The 15975-nt window shown below is 39.7% G+C and carries 15 protein-coding genes; 7 read left to right on the top strand and 8 right to left on the bottom strand.

From position 1 onward, the window contains the following. The 4 genes from SGI74_11105 to SGI74_11090 all read right to left on the bottom strand — a co-directional run bounded on the left by SGI74_11105 (position 1) and on the right by SGI74_11090 (position 3557). The gene (locus tag SGI74_11105; GenBank protein ID MDZ4678040.1) at positions 1 to 783 is read right to left on the bottom strand and encodes a uracil phosphoribosyltransferase; all 783 of its coding nucleotides are present in this window, start codon (positions 781 to 783) and stop codon (positions 1 to 3) included. Then, on the bottom strand, positions 780 to 1412 hold the full coding sequence (locus SGI74_11100; protein MDZ4678039.1) for a thymidine kinase: 633 nt from the start codon (positions 1410 to 1412) through the stop codon (positions 780 to 782). Before SGI74_11100 ends, SGI74_11105 begins: the two co-directional genes overlap by 4 nt. Before the next feature lie 123 nt (positions 1413 to 1535). Further along, positions 1536 to 2459, bottom strand: coding sequence for a S1/P1 nuclease (locus SGI74_11095; GenBank protein ID MDZ4678038.1), 924 nt, complete (start codon positions 2457 to 2459; stop codon positions 1536 to 1538). Between the two features lie 153 nt (positions 2460 to 2612). Beyond that, the gene (locus tag SGI74_11090) at positions 2613 to 3557 is read right to left on the bottom strand and encodes a hypothetical protein (GenBank protein ID MDZ4678037.1); all 945 of its coding nucleotides are present in this window, start codon (positions 3555 to 3557) and stop codon (positions 2613 to 2615) included. Between the two features lie 266 nt (positions 3558 to 3823). Here SGI74_11090 and mraZ point away from each other — a divergent pair, with 266 nt between their 5' ends. Genes mraZ through SGI74_11070 form a run of 4 tightly spaced genes read left to right on the top strand, consistent with a single transcriptional unit; the run spans position 3824 to position 7497 of the window. Beyond that, entirely contained in the window at positions 3824 to 4309 is a 486-nt protein-coding gene (mraZ, locus tag SGI74_11085; GenBank protein MDZ4678036.1) for a division/cell wall cluster transcriptional repressor MraZ, read from the top strand. Next, positions 4299 to 5195: a 16S rRNA (cytosine(1402)-N(4))-methyltransferase RsmH gene (gene rsmH / locus SGI74_11080; GenBank protein MDZ4678035.1), complete on the top strand. Its 897-nt coding sequence runs from the start codon at positions 4299 to 4301 to the stop codon at positions 5193 to 5195. Before mraZ ends, rsmH begins: the two co-directional genes overlap by 11 nt. Next, complete coding sequence (locus SGI74_11075; GenBank protein ID MDZ4678034.1) at positions 5192 to 5494, top strand: hypothetical protein; 303 nt, start codon at positions 5192 to 5194, stop codon at positions 5492 to 5494. Before rsmH ends, SGI74_11075 begins: the two co-directional genes overlap by 4 nt. Then, positions 5491 to 7497 carry a penicillin-binding transpeptidase domain-containing protein gene (locus SGI74_11070; GenBank protein MDZ4678033.1) on the top strand — a complete coding sequence of 669 codons (2007 nt, stop codon included), beginning with the start codon at positions 5491 to 5493 and terminating at the stop codon, positions 7495 to 7497. Before SGI74_11075 ends, SGI74_11070 begins: the two co-directional genes overlap by 4 nt. Before the next feature lie 3 nt (positions 7498 to 7500). Here SGI74_11070 and SGI74_11065 read toward each other — a convergent pair whose 3' ends face one another. After that, positions 7501 to 8088, bottom strand: a complete 588-nt coding sequence (locus SGI74_11065; protein ID MDZ4678032.1) for a DUF4360 domain-containing protein — start codon at positions 8086 to 8088, stop codon at positions 7501 to 7503. A 266-nt stretch (positions 8089 to 8354) separates the two neighbouring features. On the opposite strand from SGI74_11065, the gene SGI74_11060 reads away from it, so the two are divergent. Then, positions 8355 to 8948: a DUF4360 domain-containing protein gene (locus tag SGI74_11060; GenBank protein ID MDZ4678031.1), complete on the top strand. Its 594-nt coding sequence runs from the start codon at positions 8355 to 8357 to the stop codon at positions 8946 to 8948. A 76-nt stretch (positions 8949 to 9024) separates the two neighbouring features. Here SGI74_11060 and SGI74_11055 read toward each other — a convergent pair whose 3' ends face one another. From SGI74_11055 to SGI74_11045, 3 genes are all read right to left on the bottom strand, one after another. Continuing rightward, entirely contained in the window at positions 9025 to 9699 is a 675-nt protein-coding gene (locus tag SGI74_11055) for a hypothetical protein (GenBank protein ID MDZ4678030.1), read from the bottom strand. A gap of 73 nt (positions 9700 to 9772) precedes the next feature. After that, positions 9773 to 10750 carry a hypothetical protein gene (locus tag SGI74_11050; protein MDZ4678029.1) on the bottom strand — a complete coding sequence of 326 codons (978 nt, stop codon included), beginning with the start codon at positions 10748 to 10750 and terminating at the stop codon, positions 9773 to 9775. 67 nt (positions 10751 to 10817) lie between these two features. Next, positions 10818 to 12176 carry a M64 family metallopeptidase gene (locus SGI74_11045; protein MDZ4678028.1) on the bottom strand — a complete coding sequence of 453 codons (1359 nt, stop codon included), beginning with the start codon at positions 12174 to 12176 and terminating at the stop codon, positions 10818 to 10820. 123 nt (positions 12177 to 12299) lie between these two features. Here SGI74_11045 and SGI74_11040 point away from each other — a divergent pair, with 123 nt between their 5' ends. Next, entirely contained in the window at positions 12300 to 14462 is a 2163-nt protein-coding gene (locus tag SGI74_11040; GenBank protein MDZ4678027.1) for a prolyl oligopeptidase family serine peptidase, read from the top strand. A gap of 21 nt (positions 14463 to 14483) precedes the next feature. After that, a complete protein-coding gene (locus SGI74_11035) occupies positions 14484 to 15971 on the top strand; it encodes a UDP-N-acetylmuramoyl-L-alanyl-D-glutamate--2,6-diaminopimelate ligase (protein MDZ4678026.1) in 1488 nt (495 codons plus the stop codon). Positions 15972 to 15975: the final 4 nt, after the last annotated feature.

The following is a 15975-nucleotide window of genomic DNA, read 5'->3' as shown; positions in this document are numbered from 1 at the left end:
TCATACATACGAGTTGTTTAAAATTTCACCAAACCCGCCACCACCTGGAACAATGTAATCATTTTGATCTAAGCCTTTTTCTTCTGCCCAACGTTTACCAGGTGTTTCATTGAGTACTTCTTTTGCTGAAAGACCACGATCAAGTCTTACGGCATAGATCACAAGATCTGGATGTGCATTTTGAAGGCGTTTAATATATTCAGGAGTAATAATTAAGTGAAGGGCGATATATTTTTGGGCCTTACCAACAACATTATTTTTGTAAAAATCAAGTGCTGATACTAGGGTTCCACCCGTAGCGCCCATTGGATCAGGAAACAAAACTACTGACTTATTAACATCACCACCAATTTTTGACCCACTTAAAGTTGTCCCTGTTACGCGATCTTTATCATCGGTGGTACGGGCGGCGATGACGTGATCTTGTCTGATGTTGTCAGGATTTAAAATATAGTTAAGTGTATTGTAACAAATGTGACTTGGATATGTTCCTGCTCGAGCAAGATTAACACAAACCACACGCTGTGTATTATCAAGAACTGTAGCTTCTAAATTCTGGTTTGCATGTTTTTGAGTCATGCGTGTGGGTGCAGAAATTTTCATTGATGGAAATTCATGGTTTAAAACAGTTTTAATGAGGCTTGTGTAAAGAAAATTTACCAACTCATTAATTGTTGGCTGATGGGTTTGAGGATGACAAAGTCTAGCGAGCAGTGAAGACAAATATATGTCTTGAAGAATATGAACATTCGCGCCGTAATGATGCTCGATTTCACGCCTCAAGCATCAATCTCACGATCAACATTTTTTTGTTTTCGTTTAGGTGTAACTTTAGCAGTAGATTTAGCTTCGCTTAAATGTGGATCAAAACATCCGCGACATCGCGCTTCATACAAATCACTGGCGCCTACAACTACACGTGCCGTTGAGCTGCTAATGCGCTGGGTGCGAGAGGCAAGCCCTCCACAAACCATACAGATGGCATTACATTTAGTGACAGTTTCAGCGACAGCCATTAACTGAGGCACGGGATCAAACGGAACACCTCTCCAGTCTGTATCGAGACCAGCAATGATGACCCGCACTCCACGATTTGCCAATTTCTGACAGACATCAATGATAGACATGTCAAAAAATTGGGCTTCATCGATTCCAACTACGCGCGTGTTGTCGGCGACAAGATTTAATATTCCTTGAGCGTCATCGACTACTTGTGAACTCGTTCTTTGTTCAGAATGAGTGGCTACGTGATCAGCGCTATAGCGATTATCAATGCGAGGTTTAAAAACCTGCATTCGTTGTTTAGCAATTTGAGCTCTTTTCAAACGACGAATGAGTTCTTCGGTTTTACCGCTAAACATGCTGCCCACTATTACTTCTATCCACCCAGCCCCCCGGCCTGGCGAAAGCATATCTCTCACAAATGTATCCCCATAATTAAAGCAAGTAAGCAAAAGTCAGCTACTGCTGTTGTTAAAACTGTTCTAAACCAAAATACAAAACTGGGTCAAGTGATGTGCTAAATGTTTTTGCGATTAGTGCTTGTTAGCGCGCAAATAATTTACAGGCACCCACTCAGGAAATTGAACACGTTCGATGTGTGCTGTATTGAAATCGGGTTGACCGGCTAAAACCCAGGCCTCATGCCATACTTTAGCTAAGGTGGCAGCAGATGTGGCCAGTGTCTTTACGATCAAAGGTTTTGAACGCTGTGACAACTCAGGGGTTAACTTAAGTTTTGAAGCCATAGCTAATAGTGGCTGAGCACTTTCATAAGAGGCGATAGCCATGCCTAAGCCTATTTCAACAGGTGAAATTTCATCAGGCATTGAGTTAAACATCGGCACAGAGGCTTGAGTAACAAGTTCACGTAATTGTGCTTCCGTAAAATATTCATTGATAGTTTTGGTTTCAAAATAAGAATGAAGGCCTTTAACACCGGCTGCGACGCCATCGTAATCTAGAGTACAGTGTAGGGGGTTCCCGAGATCACCAATGTAGTGGCCAAGTGTTGCGGCAATTTGAATAACTTCATCTGGGGACACCTGTGGACGTTTCATGGCTCGAACTAAAACGCCTGTGAGTTGGCCAACTCGCCATGGAGCAGAGCCATGTTCTAGTATAGCGGCTCTACCAAATTTTTCTAAGTAGTAAGAAATATTAAGTTGAGGCGCTCCACCTTGAGGGTGATAAAAATCAAAATTAAAAAAGTGTGATTGACCTTCTAATTTATTTGGAGGAGTTGTTCCGTGCTTCCAGTAGATATCGGGCACCATAGAGATTTGTTGAATATTTGTAAGATTACTTTTGAGGAGTCTTGCAAGTGGTGAAGCTGGCATGATTTGGGCAGCTACCACTTCAACTACTTCATGACCTGTTCTTCCCCAACCCCAACTAACTGATGAAAATGAAACAAGTAGGCAGAGTATTGCAACAAAACTTCTTTGTGAACGATTCATGTTTCCCCCATTATCGTGCGGCTGAAATTCTTAAGTGCACGGTTTTTCTTTTCCCGAGAAAACTGTATTGAACGGTGAGTGAAAAGTACAAGAGTATTTCGATAAAAATAATTAAGTTTTCTTACAAAGAAATTTGATTCAACTGGTCAATAATTAAGGTGTGTGCGTGTTTTGGAATTGTGGATAAATAAGAATGATAAATTCGGCATCACCTCGTTGGAACGCAGGATCTAGTAAGGCTTTGAGAACATTTGCTTTATACAATTCTTCTTCGCCTTCAATGATAGTTTTTCGTGGTAAGAGACCTGCGATGATGATCCCAGCTTGTGGGGCCAATGTGACAGTTTCATCATAGTTTGTTGATACGACGCGCACTTCAGTGGCTGTCACTTCTGGTAGGCTTCTTTTAACAGAAACTTTATATTCGGTTCCACGTTCTGAAGTACGAACGGGTGTTACCTCAACAAAAAAACCAATTGCCTCATTTGATTTTGGTTCTTTACCGCCGCGAAAAACTAGGCTGGGTTGAGCTAAAATAAGATTTCTAGTTTCGTGTGCGATATGTTTAAACCCACCGTCACGTATCACTGAATCATGTTTTGTTTTAAATTGAGAAATAACCGCCATCGAATGACGTCCAATCTCGAGGTTTCCTTCCGCATCTTGTTGAAAGCGGCCCAGGGTATCGGCATTTGATAATGCAAATTCAATGTTCACATTTGCTTCTTGGGCTCCAGGATTTGTCGCTGTTGCATCTAGAACTTTTTGAGAAGACCCCGCAGTAAGATCACTTGGTACAGCCCCTCTTTGTAAATCTTTGGGAGCAGAGTTCGTGCGCGCATTTTGAAGCGGAGTTTTCAAATTATTAGAATTAGAAGCGGTGAGAGGGGAAACTTCGCGAGTGGGAGTTCCTTCATTCGCAACAACGGGGTTTGTGACAGGTGTTTGCACAGCCAATTCTTGTTCAGTAACTTTGCTTTCTGAAATGTAGAAAAAAATGAAACTCCCAATGATAAGACCAATGATAATTCCGTAAAAGGTGACTGATGACGCGATGCGAGATAGGATGGGTGGTTTTTTCCCAACAAAACCGTCCATAACGATCCCGCATTTAGCGCAAAACTTGTCTTTTGGTTGCTCAAATCCGCATCGCGGACAGCTAACGAGCATGTGTCTCCCCGATTTCTGACGTCAGGCTAGCATGCGAAAGCATTAAAAAAAATTAAAAAATCCCGTCTTGACGCTAGAGGCATCAACCCGATAAAGTGGAGATAAGTGGGGCAAAGTGGTTTTTAGTGTGAACTATGACCATCAAGCCTCTATCGGAGCCCAAGGATGGGCTTTCCCCAATTTTGAGGTCATGGATGATCGGCAGTGTTGTTCCCCCCCAATTTCGTGGACGCTTTGAAGTTAAAGTTGATCCAAAATTCAGACTCATACTTCCAGCATCTTTTCGTGAAGTACTACGCACTATTACTGATTCTCGCATGATAATTACCAATAGCCAATATCAAGGTAAGCGCTGTCTAGATGCGTATCCATTTTCTGAATGGACCAAATTAGAAAAGAAAATTTCAAAGCTTCCACAGCTCAAAGTGGAAGTTCAAAATTTCCAAAGATTTTATCTTTCAGGTGGGCATCCGGTTGATATTGATGCTCAATCTCGGCTTTTAATTCCGCCAACGCTTCGAAGTTATGCTGGAATTCAAAGTGAAGTAGTGCTCGTGGGATTTGCTAATAAATTTGAGATATGGTCACAAGAGACTTGGTCAGGACTTTTTGATAATCTAGCCCAAGACTTTAGTCAGACACTTGCTGCCGTATCGGAGATTGATACTCATGACGAATGAACATGTTCCCGTGTTAGAAAAAGAAGTACTCAATGCATTCATCGAGCAAACGCGTATTCCTAAACATTTGTTTGAAGGAACCTTTGGCCGTGGTGGCCACACCAAAAGTTTACTTAATAAATTTGTACGAGCCTCGGTGACAAGCTTTGATAAAGATGCTCAAGCAATTGCCCATGGCAAAGAAACATTTGCTTCTGAGATTACAAAAGGAAAACTCACGCTGGTTCAAGATGATTTTAAAAACTTGAACAAACATAAACTAGGTCTCTTTGATGGCGCACTTTTAGATTTAGGTGTTTCATCTCCTCAATTTGATCAAGCAGAGCGCGGTTTTAGTTTTATGAATGATGGCCCGCTAGATATGCGCATGGATCAAACTCAAGAACTTACAGCAGCAAAAATAATTAATGAATATTCAGAAAAAGAACTCTCTGATCTTTTTTATCACTTGGGTGAAGTGCGGAAACCAAATCGGGTTGTGAGAGCCGTTGTTCATGATCGTAAAGAAGTGCCTTTTACATCAACGCGCCAGTTGGCCTCACTCATTGAGCGTGTTGATAGTCGCTATAAACCTAAACGTCGTGGAGCACATCCTGCGACAAATTATTTTATGGGTTTAAGAATTGCTGTGAATAGTGAATTAGAAGGGCTTGTTGAGTTTTGTGAAGAAATGCATCTTCACATGGAGCCAGGAAGTCGTTTTGTGGTGATAAGTTTTCACAGTTTAGAAGACCGCATCATCAAGCAAACTTTTAAAAAAATGAATTATAAATTTGGAAAAATCATAAATAAAAAAGTGATCATAGCAAGTGATGAAGAGATTGAAAGAAATCCACGATCACGCAGTGCTAAGATGCGCATTTTTGAAATGGGAGGCCACGAATGAGTAATCAACAAAAAAATAGTATCGCCCCTTTTATATCAATTGTTTTTTTGGTGGTGATTGGCCTTATGTATGTTTTTGTGAAAATGGAAGCCGTAAGAGAAGGTTATGAAGTATTAAGATTGGGTCGAATTCAAAAGTTAGTCAATGACGAAAAAGTCACCATGGAACTTGCTTATACAAAACTCATTAGACCTGAGAGGCTTGATCAAATAGGAACTCAAAGACTTGCGTTGATGCGTGCTCAAAAAAATCAAGTGATCCTCATGGCTGCTACTGGAAGTTTTGCTATCAGAAGATGAAATCTAGAATAGTTCTCTTGGTAATTGCGTTTTTAGGCCTTTTTTCATTGCTCGTAGCCCGAGCATTTTATCTTCAGCTATTGCCTCAAGAAAATCTCGAACGTTTAAGAAAAAATCAATACACCACTGTTGTTACGCTTCCGCCTCAACGAGGAAAAATTTTAGATCGTAATGGTGTTGACCTAGCGACATCAATAACATCACAATCACTTTATGCTGACCCAACGCTTATTGAAAAACCCAAGAGATTGGCTAAAAAATTAGCGCCACTTATTGGAATGTCTGTTCGCGAGGTTTATGAAAAACTCATTGCCCCTAAAAGATTTATTTGGCTAAAGCGTCAGCTCACCCCCGATACAGCACTCATTGTGAAACAATTAAATGAGCCAGGTCTTCGTTTTGTAGAAGAAGGTAAACGTGCTTATCCGAATCAAAATCTTTTAGCTCCGGTTTTGGGTATTGTTGGTTCTGATGGTGATGGGTTAGAGGGTTTAGAGAAAAAATATGACCTAGAACTTAAAGGTGAAAAAAGATCAGTGCGTTCACGTCGAGATGCACGTGGACGACCATTAGTTGTTGATGGACAACTCTTTGAATTAAGTGGTGACGGCGCAACTATTGAGACAACAATCGATTTAGAACTTCAGTATACACTTGAGCGTGAGCTTGAAGAGGTAGTTCGTAAGCAAGAGGCAATCAAGGCTACTGGAATTATTATGGACCCTGCTACTGGTGAAGTATTGGCCATGGGAACATACCCTGAAACTCGTCGCAATAACGCTGTCACTGATATTTTTGAGCCAGGATCAACTTTTAAAATCGTAACTATTGCTGCCGCATTAAAAACAGGTAAAATTCAACCAAATACAAAATATTTTTGTGAAAATGGAAAATTTAAAATTGGCAAACGCACCATACATGAGTCTGAAACAGATCATAAATATGAGTGGCTCTCATTAGCTGAAATTTTAGAAGTGTCATCAAACATTGGTACAGCTAAAGTTGCGTTAGATATCGGGCAAGCTGCGCTTAAAAATACTCTTCATAGTTTTGGCTTTTTAACTAAATCAGGAATTGATTTTAGTGGTGAAGCCTCAGGCATGGCCGAGCAAGGTACGTGGAGTGATCATTTGCTCACAAATATTTCTTTTGGTCATGGCATTGGTGTTTCTGCTTTGCAAATGGCTAATGCTTATTCAGCTATCGCAAACGGTGGAAAACTTTTGCGACCCTATTTAGTGAAAAGAGTTATTGATAGTGAGAACAATGTTGTTGAACAGCGTAAAACAGAAATCGTGCGCGAAGTTTTAACAACAAAAGAAGCTTCAACACTTGCCATGATGCTCACGGGTGTAACTGAACGGGGTGGTACCGGGATGTTAGCCCGAGTAGATGGTTATCCTGTCGCCGGTAAAACCGGAACCGCTCAAAAAGTGAATCCAAATGGTCGTGGGTATTTAGCAAAATCATATATCTCAAGTTTTGCAGGTTTTGTTCCGGCTAATAATCCACAATTCACAATCTATATTATGGTTGATAATCCTCAGCACCAATTTTACGGAGCACAAGTCGTGGCTCCAATCTTTAATCGCATTGCTTCATACGCACTTCATAAAAAAGGATACATGCCAATCGTGGTTAATGAGAATTCTGTGACAAAACCCGTGAGTGTAAATGCAGCCGTTACAAAAGTTGATGGGATGATCGCTGAGAATAATAAAATGGCCAGAATGCCTGTAAAAGCACAGTGGTCAATCGGACAACCACTTAATGCCACAGAAGATGAAGTGATTCCTGATTTCACGGGTCTAACAGTGAGAGAAGTTTCTCAGTATTTAGAAAAGCGTAGTGAACGTATAAAAACTGCGCAATTAAACCCATCAAAACGCGAGCCTGAAGTTTTGTTTTTAGGAACAGGTGTTGTGCAATCCCAGTTTCCCGAGCCAGGAGTATCCTGGGAGCGCTATCAACAAATTAAGTTTCAGTTCAAACAATCAAAATAAAAATTAATTACTGCATCGTTTTAATTGTAAATGGTAAGTGATTCCACCTTTGGGTTGTCCGTCGAGTGAATCAAACGTAATCATTGATTGTGCAGCTTCGCCATTAAGGGCTAATGAAAGTGTCGCCTTTAAATCAATGATGGTTGGCATTCCACAGGCTGTCCATTTCATGTGACCTGCGCCGATTGTATCTGTGAGTATGTATTCTTGGTTACGAGCTCCCATCATCTGCTTGTGAAAAGTAGGAGATTTTTGATTTGCGAAAATATAATCTACCATCAAATGACTGCGTCCTTTGTGAGGGATATTTACATAACCTCGATAATCTACTTTATAAACACCGATGCGATGACCCGCAGGAACATTTATTGGAATTTGTAATCGACATGTTTTAGTGTCTTGTAGTCTTCCTGTATTGCCGCCGGCCTCAACATTGAAGCTGTCAAATAAAACACTTAAGACTTGTTGATCTGGGCTCAAAACCACACTGTATGTGCCTGGAGGACATCCATTTGAATTAAAATCCCCATAAGCATATGAGAAACTAACACTTGCAAAAAATAATCCCAAAACAATGCTAATTATTTTCATAATCACTCTCCAATTTCGTGTGTCATAATTCTTCAAAACTTATAAAGCCAATAAAGCATTGTGCAAAATCAGTTCCTGATTTCAGTTCGCTGTTATGGGCCATACAATTTCATTAGCGCATCACTGTGTCATATCGCCCCCCATATGAGACGCACTGACTCTAGTGCGGGGGCGTATTCGAAATTTTACGCAAAAGAACTCAGGCATGAAAATAGCTATGAATAAAGTAGCAAGTCTAAAAACAATTTTTAACAAGGGGTCTGAAAATGAAAAATATTTTAAGTTTTTTAACATTAGTTTTTTTGAGCACACCAGTTGTTGCTCAAGATATCTCACTGGGTGAACCAGCTTACGGCGGCACCGGATGCCCAGCTGGAACAGCTGCAGCCGTATTAAGCGAGGACGCTCGTAGTCTCTCGATTATTTTTGATCAATATGTTTCTGAGGCTGGCGGCACAACCGGTAGAACTTTTGAACGAAAAAGTTGTAACGTAGCTATTCCTGTACGAGTACCAAATGGCTATAGTGTGTCGGTATTTGCTGTAGATTATCGTGGATATAATTATCTTCCCACTAACTCCAGTGCTGAATTTAACGTTGAATATTTCTTTGCTGGAAGTCGTGGACCAAGTTTTAGAAGAACATTTCGTGGCCCGTCTGAAGCAAACTATTTGATCCGTAATGATCTTATTGCATCTTCAGTGGTATGGTCAGGTTGTGGTGATGACGTCATCTTGCGTACAAACTCCAGCATTCGAGTAGCTAGTTATTCAGGTCGACAAGCTTACTCAAGTGTTGATTCACAAGACGTGCAAGCAGCACTCGTTTATCACTTGGCATTTAGACAATGCCAGCCTTAATAAAATTTTGTTGTTGAAAACATAATTTAAAGCCCGCATATAGCGGGCTTTTTTATTGAGGATCAATAATGACAAATTAGTCGCTGTTAAGATCAAAAATTACATTCTGCGTGAATAATAGGAGCCCACTTTTTGAATCATAAAGTACTTTTAAAACATCAAAGTGTTGCTTAATGTAGCTTCGTGTAGTTTCAGAAATTTTTAGTTCCTGACGCAAATTAAAAATGACGCCGTAATTTTTAAAGATCAAGTGTAAATCTGGACCTTCTACATACCGAAATAAAACCGAATTTCTTTTCGTATCTATTTCTAGGGGTTCTACGCTATTAAACCCGTTTCTTTTTATTTTTTTATGATCTTTTATACTTCCAGTTAAAAGAGATTTCTCGTGAAATACTTTGATTGAATATTTAATCCCACCTGATTCAACTAAAAAAACCTCACCCTCGCCGCCATACCCGAGATAGCCTAGTATATTATATTGTGTTTCATTTAATTGTATTGTGCTTGGTATATCTAAATGTGAGGTTTCAGATTTAGATGTAGGTTTAGTTTGTGCCTTTAATAAAACTTGGTACGCATGAGTTAATTCATCACGCATTACTTGTGTGAGTTGGATTTTCTCAAGGGAAGGTACGCGGCCAATAATAGTTTGAAACAAACTATTACAAATTTCACCCAGCCCGGCTGAGGCCTGAAATGGTAAAGCAAGTGTCAATAAAATGATCACCAGTATGCTTTTAAAACGCATAGGTTCTCCATTAAGGGATGCTAGTTTTTCATAATTTTATAAATGCAATCTGATAACCAATGAGCCAGGCTTTTTAAAATTCTATAGGTGCAAAACTTCGCGCAGGTTTTGTGCGTAGCCCCGCTTTAATCACAGGAAAGCTTTCTAGACTGATAAACGATTTCTCAAGTTTACGTGGGCCAAAATCACCTTCATCGTTAGTGGGCGGAGGGGGAGTCCCTTTTGCTCGGTGATAAGTGATCTTTGCAATAGGTGCGTAAAGAGCTTTTACGTCTTCAAGATCCATAAACAAAAAATGCCCTCGTTCGTAGCCATTTTTGCTAAAAACAATTTTCTTTGACGGATCTTTGAGATCAAGGCCCAAAAAATTAAAAGCGTGATAGTCTCGACCCAGATCAAAGTAGATCATATCGCCCCATTGTGTGGGCTCGGGAATAACTTTAAACACACCGTTACGGTAAAAAAGAAAATCAGGCTGATCTAAGTACATGGGTTCTGTCCAGCGTGAGAAAATTGCAGCTAAAGATGTGTGAAGGCAATTGGGCCCATCAGAATCAGAGACATTGTAAGCCCAGCGTCTTGCATATTCAGAAAGAAGTTTTTCTGCTCCCACATTTTCAGGAAGTGAGTTCAGATTTATGCGTAATCTTTTAATAACCTCCATATTTTGAAGATCATTATTTTTGGTTTTCACCATGACTTTATAGGCTGTGAGATTGTCATCCCAAGAAGATAAATTTCTCACAATTTTTGTTTGCAAAAGTTTGGGCAGTAAAAGAAAAGTTTTTGATGAAACACGCACATAGCGTTTATCGACAATGGCGGCTTCAAAACCTTGAGTGCTTTTATTTTCAAGATTAATTGGAAAATCCAGTTCAGAAGAATCCCAAGTGCCATCTAGAATGCTTTTTTTAATTATTTTGTGTTTGGTTTTCTTTTTATCAAAGTCACTGGCGATTCCCTTGATGGTGTCTACATAGACGATAGCTTTTGTGAGCGTCGGAAATAGTAAAAACACGCATGCGACTAAAACTGAAATAAAGTAATTCATCAGCAGCCCTCCATGATTTTGGCTCTGACATACTTTATCTCAGCTGGTAATAATTACTGGTCCAGTTTTAGTGACCTAAATCAAATTTCACGCGTTCAACGATGGCGTGTTTACAGACGGGGCAAAAATCAGAAATTTTAGACATGGCGCAATCCATGCCAGGAATATGAGAGTTCCCAAGGGAATCTGCGTAACCACCAACGTAAGCTCCTAGCGGTCTTGTTGTCATACTCCAGTGGGTGAGTGGTGTAGGTATGGGAGTTTGTGGTTTTACGAATTGTTTCCATTTAAGATTTTTAGGATCTTTTAAAAAAGTAATATTTTGTGACCAAGGTTCATCAATGCCAGTAGCAAATTCTAATTCTGTGGCGCCCCCGCCATCGTACTCTTCATTGAGGCCGAAAAAATGCCCTAATTCGTGAGTGAGTAGATATGCAAAGTATTGAGTGTTACCTGCGGGAATAGCGGTGAATGCTTTGTAGTTTCCGATACCCCAGTATTCTGAATTGTCTAAAAGTGCTAGCGCGTAATCATGAGGTACTTGCCCTAAAGCATCGCGAAACTTCTTTTCATTTGTAGGGTAAACAATATGATACCACCTTCCGAATTTATTCCAGTAGGGGTAGTAGAGTCCTAAAAATGAATCTCTTGTTTTTACAGGTAATCCAAAATCAGTAGCTGACCCTAATGCTTGATTTGAAGGAGCAAAAACTCCTACAAATTCAAAATGCTCAATGCCCGGAAAGTTTGTGCGCTTTAATGCATCAACAGTTTTTTGAGCTTGAAGCCAAAAAACATTTTTACGATTTGCTAAATATCCATCAGCATAAATTGCAAAAATCAATTTTTCATTTTGATTTACTGCTGAACTGAGAATTCTAGTCTCTACAGGTATTGAAACAATGGTTTGAATAAGTGGAAGCTCAACGGTTTTTTCAAGTACTAATTTCATAATACCCGATTGTGGATCTTCGGCCATTAATTGAAAGATCACTTTGCTTTGAGGCATGGGAAATCTAAAGGTCATGGCTCTGACTAATTTTCTATATTCTTGACCTGTGCCCACTGACGAGTAACCCAGTGCTTCACCTGTTTGACTATTACGAATTATACCGATGTAGCTGCCTAAAGCATCACGGCGAGATGTTGTTTTTTTAAGACCTGGAGTTCCAGAAAGTTCTTTGGTGACTGAGTTTAACGCATAGACTTCACCGGTTTGAGACCAATCAACTTGAATGCGCATGACTTCTTGACCAACATTTAATCGCGAGTGAAGAATTTGTTTTTCAAAAATTTGATGAGGCTGCCAATTTTTAAGCCACTCAGGATCTTTTGTTACTTCGTCTTGGTAGGGGTACGGATTTGCTCCTGCTAATGAGTGTATTAATAAGACCAGTAGGCTTAATAGAATTTTGAGTTGTTGCATCACCACCCCCACTAATGAATCAGAAAACTTTAAGTACCGTATTGTAATTACTTCAATTGATAATTGGGGTCAAGGTGTTTATACTCGCCGCATCAATTAAATGCTTTTATTGAGGATTTTAAAATGCAACGACTTCACAGTTTGATTGTTTTAGTTCTAATTTTGTCCTTTTCACCAAATCAATCTCAAGCAGCAAAAAACCTTCCTACAGTTTGTAAGAAATTTTTAGGCGCACTCCTACCTTATGCAAAACGTACGGCTGTAACTGACAATTTTCATGGCAATAAAGTTTTAGATCCTTATCGTTGGCTAGAAGGTGATTATCGATCAACACCCGTGCGTAAATGGATCCGAAAAGAAAATGAATTCACTCAGAAATATTTAGCCAATCGCCCAATTCATAAAGAGTTTAAAGAACGTCTCACTGAGCTTTTTAATTATGATTCACAATCCGCCCCTTCTAAAAGAGGGGATCGATATTTTATTTATAAACATAAAGCATTGGCTAATCAGAGTGTCCTTTACACAATGAAAAATCTTGGCGATGAACCACAAGTACTTCTTGATCCAAATGCCTACGCAAAAGATGGAACCGTTGCTTTATCTGGTACCTCATTAAGCCGAAATGGAAAGCTCCTCGCTTATGCTCTTTCAACTGCAGGCTCTGATTATGTCAATTGGGGAGTGCGTGATATTGAAACGGGAGTTGAACTACCTGATCAGATTAAAGATATCAAGTTTTCAAGTCTTAGCTGGAGTGCTGACGATCGAGGCTTTTATTATTCTCGCTTTACTGAAAAAACAAAATCTGGTGTCTTGTTTTCGAGTAAAGTGTTTTTTCATATTTTAGGGACGCCTGAGAGTTCAGATAAGGTTGTTTACGAAGATCTCACAGACAAAAACTGGGGCTTTGGAGCATGGGAAATAAAATCGGGTAATTATCTTTTTGTATCAGGTAGCAAAACGACTGACAAAAAAAATACTATACACGCGAAAGATCTTAGGGCCGGTGCAAACGCGCCATTTAAACCACTCTTTAATGCTTTTGATGCCGCTTATCATGTTCTAAAGGTCGACGGCACACGCATCTGGGTTTCTACAACTAAAGATGCGTCAAAGGGTAAAATTATTTCTACAGAGATAAACGACACTGACCCTTCAAAGTGGAAAGATATAATTCCTGAACCAGGTTATGGCGAAGTCATTGAAGATATTTCTATTCTCAATAATCAATTTGTTATTACTTATCTAAAAGATTCACAATCAGTTGTGCGCGTTTATGATCTCGAGGGTAAATTCATTCGCAATATCGAATTACCAGGTTTGGGAACTGTCAGTGGATTTAACGGCGAAGACGAAGATACAAAAACATTTTACACCTTCACGAGTTTCACTTCCCCAGCTGTAATATATCGTTACGATATGCTTACAAATAAAAGTGAGGTTTATTTTAAGCCAAATATTCCTGCAGATTTTTCAAACTATGAAACAAAACAGATTTTTTATAAGAGTAAAGACGGAACTCAGGTTCCTATGTTTGTCGTTCATAAAAAAGATCTTGTTCTTGACGGTACGAATCCAACTTATCTCTATGGATATGGTGGGTTTAATATTTCACTGACATCGAGCTTTAGCGCCAGTGTTTTTGCCTGGCTTGAAAAGGGCGGAGTTTATGCAATGCCCAATCTTCGCGGTGGCGGTGAGTACGGTGAGTCGTGGCACGCACAAGGAATGCTAGAGAAAAAGCAAAATGTTTTTGATGACTTCATTGCAGCGGCACATTGGCTTATCGATAATAAATATACATCAAGTGAACGCTTAGCCATAGGTGGTGGTTCTAATGGTGGGCTTTTAGTTGGTGCTGTTATGGTTCAAGAGCCTGATTTATTTAAAGTCGCTATTCCAGCAGTTGGTGTTCTTGATATGTATCGCTATCAACAATTTACAGCTGGTAGATATTGGACTGGTGAATATGGTGTTGCCACAAACCCTGATCATTTTAAATTCTTATCTAAGTACTCTCCGCTCCATAATATTCAAAAAGGAGAAAAGTATCCTGCAACAATGGTTATGACCGGTGATCACGATGATCGGGTAGTACCGGGGCACAGTTTTAAATTCGTAGCTGCGTTACAAAATGCCCAAAAGGGTAAAAACCCAGTGCTTATTCATATTCAAACAAAAGCAGGTCATGGTGCGGGTAAACCACTTTCTAAAACAATTGAAGAGATCGCAGATAAATGGACTTTTGTTTTGAGTAACATGGGTCTTGCACCAAAAAAATAATTGGAACATCATGAGAGAATCATGATTCTTCGCAATGTAATCGAAGGTCTACCGGTTATTTCCCTTCGGGGATCAGTTGATGTTGAGATCAAAGGAATTTGCAGCGATTCTCGTCATTTTCAACCCGGTGATCTTTTCATAGCAGTTAGAGGTCACCAGTTTGACGGGCATCTTTTTATTGGCGAAGCCTGTGAAAAGAAAGCTTCAGCTGTAGTTGTCGAAGATGACCGCGTAGTTTCTGTGCGCTTCGCTGGTGCTGTCATTAAAGTTAATAATTCTCGCAGTGCTGTTGATGTTCTTGCAGCAAATTTTTATGCCAAACCTTCTGAAAATCTTTTTGTAGCAGGTGTCACAGGCACCAATGGTAAAACGACGATCACCCATATGATCGAGGCTATTTTAATCGCAAATAAAATGCCCACAGGTGTGATTGGCACAATCAATAATCATTTAGGAAAATCAGTAGTGGCCTCAAGCCACACAACACCTGATGCCCTTGAGCTTCAAAAATTATTAGCTCAATGGATCACAGCCGGTGCAAAAGCTGTGAGTATAGAAGTGTCATCACATGCACTTTCATTGATGCGCGCTGATTCTGTGCACTTTGATACCGCAGTTTTTACAAATTTAACTCGTGATCATTTAGATTTTCATAAAACTATGAATGATTACATCAAAGCAAAAGCTCGCCTGTTTAAAGAGTTATTGAAAAAATCAAAAAAGAAAAATAAACGAGCCATCATCAATATTGATGATCCTCATTGGGAAAGCATGATGCCTGATGTTCCCACATGGAAATACGGTTTAGATAAGGGTGATATCAAAGCTGAGAATATCAATCTTTCATTTGATGGGACTATTTTTAAAGCGATAACTCCAAATGGCAGCGTTGACATTCATCTTCAAATGATTGGGCGACATAATATTTCAAATGCATTAGGAGCAATTGGTGTGGGGCTTCATGCAGGGGTTTTAATTCAAACTATTGCTGAAGCACTCAGTAAACTTGAAGGTGTGAAGGGCCGACTTGAAAAAGTAGCTTCCAAATCAGGTATTCATGTTTTTGTTGATTACGCCCACACCGATGATGCATTAAAAAATGTTTTAAGTTTTTTAAAAAACCTACGTGATGAAAAATCTCCAAATGCACGTATCATTACTTTATTCGGATGTGGTGGAGATCGTGATAGCGGAAAAAGACCGCTGATGATGAAAGCGGCGCAGAGTTTTTCAGATCTCGTAGTAGTGACAAGTGACAACCCACGTACAGAAGATGCTAATGAAATTATCGAAGACATTTTGGGTGGTGCTTCAGCTCAAAGTCTAGTTACGGGTGAGAATGTCATTGTCGAGCCAGACCGACGTCATGCAATTGAACTCGCTATCCGCAAAGCAAAGCCTGGCGATGTTGTCCTGATCGCAGGCAAAGGTCATGAAGATTATCAAATCATCGGAACCAAGAAACATCCGTTTGACGATGTGCAAGTAGCCAGGGAATACTTAAGGTAGGGGT

It is taken from the genome of Oligoflexia bacterium (assembly GCA_034439615.1).
Classification (GTDB): Bacteria; Bdellovibrionota; Bdellovibrionia; order JABDDW01; family JABDDW01; genus JAWXAT01.
Note: the sequence above shows the minus strand (reverse complement) of the source record. Positions and strands in the feature narration are given on the sequence as shown.